General features: G+C 41.4%; 5 protein-coding genes. All 5 read left to right on the top strand.

Annotated features, from left to right (window positions below; translation table 11 throughout):
* Positions 1-1651 (top strand): HEAT repeat domain-containing protein (locus J7K40_02415; protein ID MCD6161250.1); only part of this gene is annotated, 1651 nt, incomplete at its 5' end.
* A 10-nt stretch (positions 1652-1661) separates the two neighbouring features.
* Positions 1662-3134: an HD domain-containing protein gene (locus J7K40_02410; protein MCD6161249.1), complete on the top strand. Its 1473-nt coding sequence runs from the start codon at positions 1662-1664 to the stop codon at positions 3132-3134.
* Positions 3135-3389: 255 nt separating this feature from the next.
* Entirely contained in the window at positions 3390-3563 is a 174-nt protein-coding gene (locus J7K40_02405) for a hypothetical protein (protein MCD6161248.1), read from the top strand.
* A gap of 391 nt (positions 3564-3954) precedes the next feature.
* Positions 3955-5658, top strand: coding sequence for a T9SS type A sorting domain-containing protein (locus J7K40_02400; GenBank protein MCD6161247.1), 1704 nt, complete (start codon positions 3955-3957; stop codon positions 5656-5658).
* A gap of 59 nt (positions 5659-5717) precedes the next feature.
* The gene (locus J7K40_02395; protein MCD6161246.1) at positions 5718-7805 is read left to right on the top strand and encodes a T9SS type A sorting domain-containing protein; all 2088 of its coding nucleotides are present in this window, start codon (positions 5718-5720) and stop codon (positions 7803-7805) included.
* Positions 7806-7911: the final 106 nt, after the last annotated feature.

Here is a 7911-nt window from a genome sequence, read left to right as displayed (position 1 = left end):
CGTATATCCATCAAGTTCAAAACTTCCAGGCCAGTTTAAAAAAGATTTGGCAGAAAAATCGGAAAAGATTTTTAATGATATTGATGAGTTAACATATAAAATTTCATCCAATAGCATTTTATATGAAAACGCCGCTATTTATGAGGCATCCGGACACACCGAGAATTTTGCTCATTTATTTTTCCGAGATGGCGTACTTAGCCTGAATTTTAGTAAAGGCATCGACCAAGCCGAACTGGGACGATTTATCGACCTTCTGGCAAAAATGATGAGGACGATTTATATTGATAATGACATAGTAACATTACTCTGGGAAGAGGATTTTCATTATATCAGCTATGAACTTATTGATGATGACTTAGAGATTGAAACTGTTGAATATACAATGGACAATTTCAGGTCGGATAATACGTTAGGCGATGAAGACATCAAAGCGCTTTACCGGGATGAGTCAGAAATTACTTTTGATGAAAGCGATATAAGCGATGATGCTAAGCAGGTGGAATCTTCATTACAGAGCGCGGCCTATTCAAATATGTCTCCTGATTCACTTGAATTTTTAACTCATATTTCGGAACTTACTCATGAAGAAAAAGCTCAAATCGCTGAGTTGTTAACCGATGATGCCAAGTTTGATAGTACTGAATACCTGCTGACAATCATTTTCGAGATTCTTGGCATGGAAAAGGAAATACCGGGTTATGTTGAGGTTCTCAAATATATTGGGAAAGTGCGGGATAATTTTATTCAGTTGGGTAATTTCGCAGGGCTGGCAAATTTGCTTAAAAAGATGCGGGAGTTGCTGACAGCGTTAAGCAAGTTAGAAACCAAACGGGCTGAGAAAATAGAGGGGTTTTTTCTTGATTGCGCATCCAAAGAAAAAATCGAATTACTTACCGAGTCGATTAATAGTTTTAGGGATGCGGACCATGAGAGCATGATTTCATATCTAAAACAACTTCCCTGGGCTGCTATTGACCCTTTGCTCTATAGTCTGGGCGAATTGAATGAATTCAAGGCTCGACGCGCTGTCTGTTCTGTTTTGGCAGAGCTTGGCAAAGAGCAAGTCGATATTATTGCCCGCGGTCTGGATGACGAAAGATGGTTTGTTGTTCGTAATGTTATAATGGTTCTTGGCGAAATAGGGAATCCCAAAATCATCAACTTTCTTAAAAAAACAATCAGGCATCCGGATTTCCGAGTGCGCAAGGAAACTTTAAAAGCCGCAGCTCGATTAGATATGAATGAACGCGATGATTTTCTGATATTGTCTTTGTCGGATCCCGATATTAAGATTCAGTTATTTAGTCTTGATAATATTGTAAAAACTAAATGCAGGCGGGCTTTCAAAGCTATCGAGCATATTATTAAGGATAAAAAATTTAGGGATAGAACGCCTGAACAGATAAGGAAATTTCTGGAGACATATGCGGCAATAGGCCAGGATGACGCGCTGCCCTTTTTGGCATCCTTAACCAAGAAGAAATTGTTCTTTTCCTCGGGAAAAATGGATCGTATAAATTTTATAGCAATTGATTCTATCGCAAAAATCAAAACCAATGAGGCAAAAAGCATCCTTATGAAAATCGCCAAAAGAAAAAACAAAAAATTTGCTTCAGCCGCCCTGAGAGCTGCGGGAAAGCGAAAGTAGAGTATGGCTAATGTTTGACCTGAATGAAAACAAATATGAAATGCAAGTTCAGGAATTAGAAAAAAAATTCCAAGACCTTGGCCTAAAAATATTTCGGTCGCTTTATTCTACTTTGAAAACAGCCGCAATTTATGATGCCAATAACAATAGGTATATCGCCAAGGTGAGTGAATTGCGCCATCTTATGGCGGAAATTTTTACCGAAGAAGACAACCTTTCATTTGCATATAAAGATAGCTACTTTTTTATAAATACTTTCAGGCTAACTCTTGAAACCTCAGATCAAGAGTCTGTAGAATTTTTCACAGACAGGTTTAAGGCTCTTAACATTGAGGGTTTCAGCATTTATTCTCGGGCTGATAATGTGGAGATAGATAAATTTATCTTCTCGCTTTCCAACTTCAAAGCTTCCGAAGACCCGCTTGAGGCTTATCAATATTTTAGATATAAACTTGAAGACCTTCGTATTCAAAATATTGTTCTGATAAAAATGGTCGAGAGAAAAGATTCCGACAAAGAAGAAACCGAAAAAAGCAATAAAACCACAAAAATCAAAGCGAGAAAAGTATTTTTCAAATCCATTTCTATAGTTCATGAAATAATAAGCCAAGCCAATTCCGGCGGTAAATTAAATCTGACAAAAACAAAACGGTTAGTTCAGTCTATGGTAGATAATATCATCGAAGACGAAGCGGCATTAATGGAATTAACAGTTCTACGCAATTTCGATAACTACACATATATGCATTCGGTAAATGTCTGTATTTATTCTTTGGTTTTGGGCTGTCATATTAATCTCGACAAAAGAAGACTTACAGATCTGGGCGTAAGCGCCCTACTTCATGATATTGGTAAAATAAATCTGCCGGGAAACCTGATTAATAAAACTGAGAAATTTGATGAAATGGATTGGCAGCAGATTAGAATGCACCCTATTTACGGAGCTAAGGCTATAACTAAAACTCGGGGTACGGACAGGTCATCTGTAAGGGCAATTGCCACGGCATATGAACATCATATAACCTACAGCGGTGGAGGTTATCCTCAGTTACTGCAAAAACGGATACCTTGTTTATTTGCCCAGATTGTTGCTGTTGCGGATTCTTTCGACGCCATGTGTTCCGGCAGAGTTTATCATAAAAAGAAACGCAAGGCCGATGAAGTTATCACCAATATGATAAATAGAGTTAAAACCGATTTCAATCCCTTGCTTTTAAAAGTTTTCATAAACGCAATAGGCATCTATCCAATCGGCAGTGTTGTAAGGCTTAACAACGATGAGGTAGCAATAGTCTCTCGCAATAATCCCGACAATTTGGAAAAGCCGGAAGTTAAAATAATTGCCAACCGCGATGGAGCAAAAGCTGATGTTAAAATTATAGACCTTTCCTCAGAGGAAGCATCAATGATTCGCATACAAAACATCATTGATGGCGACAAATACAATATAGACCCTGCCAACTACATTGATCTTGGCGAATAGGATTAATTTCAATTATATCAAAATGTACGTTAATAACCCCATAGTTATGGGAATTTATCAATAATTTATAAATATTTTATTTTTTAAGAAATTTATTAAAATGATTGATTTGTTGCGTTAACCATATGGATATAATGCGGTTGCGGAATTTTGCTGCCGCGCAATATCTTTAGATACCAAAGGGTATAATAATTGCTTCATTGTTGCTTAAATTAAGAGCAGGAAAAACAGATTCAAGAATAGGAGAAAAACAGTATGTCCTCACCATTGCAGCACAAAACATCCAAGATTAAAGTGCCGATTCAGACTTTCCCGCATATTTGCGTAGGCGGATTGTCGGGCGTTCCCGGTGATGTTACCCATAAAAATAACCGTCAAGCCAAACGAGGAACCTGTTATATCAAATTAAAATCTTTTCCATCGATGTAGTTGATTTCATATAAGAGGGCTAATACCTTCTAAAAATTTTCTTACCCGCATTATTCACAAATCGTAGTATATGCTGACAGAAGTTTATCCTCTGTCAGTCCGCCTAAGGGCCGGATTATTCATGAACCCCAGCATACGATACTGCATGTGTAAATTCGTCATTGCTCCGCCTAATGCGTCCGCCATAGGCGGAGCAATGACAGATGGTTATTCCTCAGGATGTCGTCCGCCCCAGGCGGACGACATCCTGAGGGGCTGATATTTTCCTTGCAGATAATCGATATTATATTATCTTTTTGTATAATGAAAATTGTCGGCGTGCTTAAAAATATCGTATCAATTGGCAGCCGCTTATCTGAAAGAATAAATTATTTGAATAAGGAGAAAAAACATGAAAAGAAGCAAACTATTTTTACTATTGTTTACTTTCCTTCTATTAACCTCGCTATCAAGGGGTGATTTTAGGTATGCGGTTGTAGTAAATAATTCGACTTATCAGATTCCGGAGTGGGGGCTTGTTGCAGATACCCTCGTGTCGCGCTACAATGGCGAGATTTTCATCTGGCAAAATTCAACATGGGATTTACGTCAGGATTTAATTGACTATAAGCCAACCCATATCGCTTTCGTTTGCGAGGCTCTAACTGCCAACAGCAATTTCGTTCAAACTTCAATATGGACTCTAACCCGCGCCTTAGATGATGACCCCTATGGTGATGCCATCTGGGGAATAATTACCGGATATAATGCCGCGGATGCTCTTCGCTTAGCTACTTGCGGCAGTTTCAGGGTTAAGAACATGCTTGGCGGCACAATGAGCTGCGATTTGGGCTATTACCCGCAGGGAATATGCACCAGCGAGGGAACCTATAATCGTATCCGCTTCAAATATCTGGATGGCACTATTGTTGATACAACCGATGAGGATCTATGTCCTAACGACCGCACCGGATTTCTAATGAACATGATAAACGCCGATACTATCGATATTTTTATGACCAGCGGGCATGGCAATCATGATAACTGGCAGCTTCATTATCCTACTCCCGACTTGGAGGGTTTCTTCAGGTCTAATGCCGGTCAACTTTATGGCGACCCTCGTTATGGTTCAAACATTAATGCCAATTCCATCAACCCTAAAATCTATTTGGCTTTGGGTAATTGCTATGTCGGAAAAATCCAGAACCTGAATTCGATGGCTCCTGCTTGGATTCACACCGGCGGCGCATCTCTTATGACCGGTTATGTTATACCGGAAGGTTCAGACAGCTATCAGCATGGCGGAACCAAGGCTTATTTTGCTCGTCAGGGGCTTTATACCTGGCCGGAGGCATTCTTTTTAGCCAATCAGGCTCTATATTTTGACCAGATTCATCATACTCCGGGCACAAATCCTCCGGATTTAAATGGTTCGGCGCTCTATGGAGACCCGGCATTGGATGCCCGTTTGGATACCGAGTCCGGTGTTATTCCCGGCTCGATGTATGATGAACAGATTGAGATTGTTCCCGGCGATACTCAAGATACAGTTACGGTGCGAATCGTTATGAACCGAGAGGATTATCCCGGCTATAATGGCAAATGGGGAAATCGTCATCCTATTGTACTGTTTCCTTTCCGGGCTGAAAACCCAATTATCATCAGCTATGACCCTGATTGTCATTCCGCTATGGTTACTGAGGAATTTCTGCTGATGTGCATCTGGCATCAAAACGAACCACCTCTTCCGGCCGGCGCAGTCCGGGAATTTGTTTTCACTTGCGATCATATGACCACCTCTGTTGAAGAGCCAACTGCCTTATCGCCAGTTTTGCCGAATGGTATAACTCTTTCCCAGAATTATCCCAATCCTTTCAATGCTCAAACTCGGATTGAGTACCATCTCTCATCCCCGATGAAGATTAATCTTGCTGTCTATAATCTCCGTGGAGAGTTGGTTAATACTTTATACAACGGGCATCAGTCTGAGGGAACCCACAACCTCATTTGGGATGGCCGCAACAATAAAGGAGATGAGGTAGTTTCAGGAATCTATTTTTATCGCTTAACTTCCGGCGATATATCTGAGAGCCGGTCGTTATTGATGTTAAAATAAAGTGAGATTTAAGAAAAGAATAAGAGCCGGATTATAAATCAAATTGCAAGGTTGAGGTAATGAAATCAAAATTTAAAACAATAGTGATGATCGGGGTTATGGTTTCAGCATGCGTTATTCTATTTCCGATTACACTTATGGCTCAGTGGGAACTGATAGATTCCGCAGATTTTCAGGTGAGATTGACTGCGGAAACCGACTGTTTTATCGCTTTTACACCGTATGCGGATTCTTTAGAAATTACGCTTCCCGAAAGAGGACTAACGGAAACAGCGCTTTTGGCTTTAGAGAGATCTCCCGACTGGCTGAAACCGGCTTTAGAGGATAATTTAGCCCGGATAGACAGCTGGTGGCAGGAAACCTTTGCCGGCATGATACTAAACTCAGATGACCCGTATGTGGATGAGCTATGCTTCGAGATTGCCCATATATCCCCGCAAAACCTGATGTATATGGAATCATTGGAGGCTTTAGATGTTTTAACGGAAAATATTACCTTTCTTTACAGTATAGACAGCTCTTTGAGTTATGCCGACATCATTGATTACGGCAATTCCTCTCAAGGCGGCGATTACTATTCGACTATCAACTACCGGGTGGAGGAAAATGGCGATACTCTGGAATTTGAGCTGCCCAGAGATATTTACTACTGGTATGTGGTTCATCCCAAACTCCACAAGGAAGTCCCGTCATATATCTACCCTAACAGCGGAGGTCCTGCTCCGCCTCCTTATGGCTTTTTCTGGAGGGATTTTTTAATGAATCATGCCGATGAGGGGTATCCGGTGCTGGCAGATATGCTGACGGGAGTTGAAACTCTCTGGAATAATATTCCCGATACTACTGAAAACGGCGCTATTGGAGTTTTAACGGAATGGGTTAATACGGTGATGGACTTTCAGAGTAGCGAACATCACGACCAGCCGGTGAGGATTTATCATCTTCATATAGGAACCTGCAGCGTTCATGCCTACCTGACCTCGGCGGCTGCGCGAGCGGCTTTGATTCCGGCTGTCGTTAATGTCATGTACCGCGATAATCACAAGATAAACGAGTTCTGGGACAGGCGTTGGATTTCATGGGAACCGGAAGGAAATCATATCGACAACCCCCATACCTACGACCCCGGTTGGGATTGGAATATAGCTGCGGTTTTTAACTGGAAAGGGAACAGCTTCATCTGGGATGTTACCGAAAGATATACTGAGGTTTGCACCTTGAATGTGTCAGTTGCCGATTCAAGCGGCAATCCTATTGATGGCGCACGCATTATGCTTGCCAGCGAGGGCTTTGTCGGCTGGGGAGCGACCTGCGGATGGACAACCGAGGCCGGGCAAAAGCAGTTCCTTTTGGGAGACAGCCGCAATTTCACCGGTAGAATAGATAGCGAAGTCGGCAGCTACCCATCAAGCGGGACAGAAAACATAATCACGGGCAGTTATCCGGAATCCACTTATACCTGGAATGTCATCATTCCGGGGGCAATGCCTCGCCTTGAAATTCATACCGATACTTTTCCCGATAATCCTATGGAAGAATATAAAATCGAATTGGAATTTAACCTCCCTTCGGAAATCCTGTACGGCGATAATTTCGATGATAACGACCGCTTCTCCGAATTTGTTGCCCCGGGACAGATAGATTTCTTCATCTGCAATCAGGCTAATTTCAATGACTATATAGATGGCAATGAATTCGATGCTTTCGAGATTCAACACGGAGTCTCAGACGGCGATATCGAGTTTACTTTTCCTACCAATGACACCTGGTACCTGGTTTTCTCCAATGAGAAATCGATTGTACTCTCACAGGAGTTGGAAGCGACTGCACACCTCTACCGGGAATCAACTGGTATTAGTGAAGGGGATAACAAATCCAAGCCGCGAAGTTTCGGGCTATTAGGCAATTATCCTAACCCGTTTAATGCCCAAACAACCATAAGATATACTTTGCCGAATTCTTCCGATGTGGTTATTGATATATATGACTTGCTCGGATGCAGCGTTAAGACGATGTATTATAAGGAACAACCGGCGGGATATTACCAGGTTGTCTGGGATGCCGCGGGCATATCATCAGGAGTGTATTTTTACAGGATTAAGGCTTGCAATAGTCAAAAAATACGGAAGATGGTGCTGTTGAAATAGAGAAGTTCGGATTTTATCCCGATTGATGTAATAAATAATGCGGGCTAGGCGCAATACTGTTCACTTAATGCTTGCAAATTAGGTAGAAGTATGATATTCTTTCGGA

This window comes from Candidatus Zixiibacteriota bacterium (genome assembly GCA_021159005.1).
GTDB lineage: Bacteria > Zixibacteria > MSB-5A5 > UBA10806 > 4484-95 > JAGGSN01.
The sequence above is the reverse complement of the archived record's forward strand: the minus strand, read 5'-3'. Positions and strand labels throughout refer to the sequence as shown.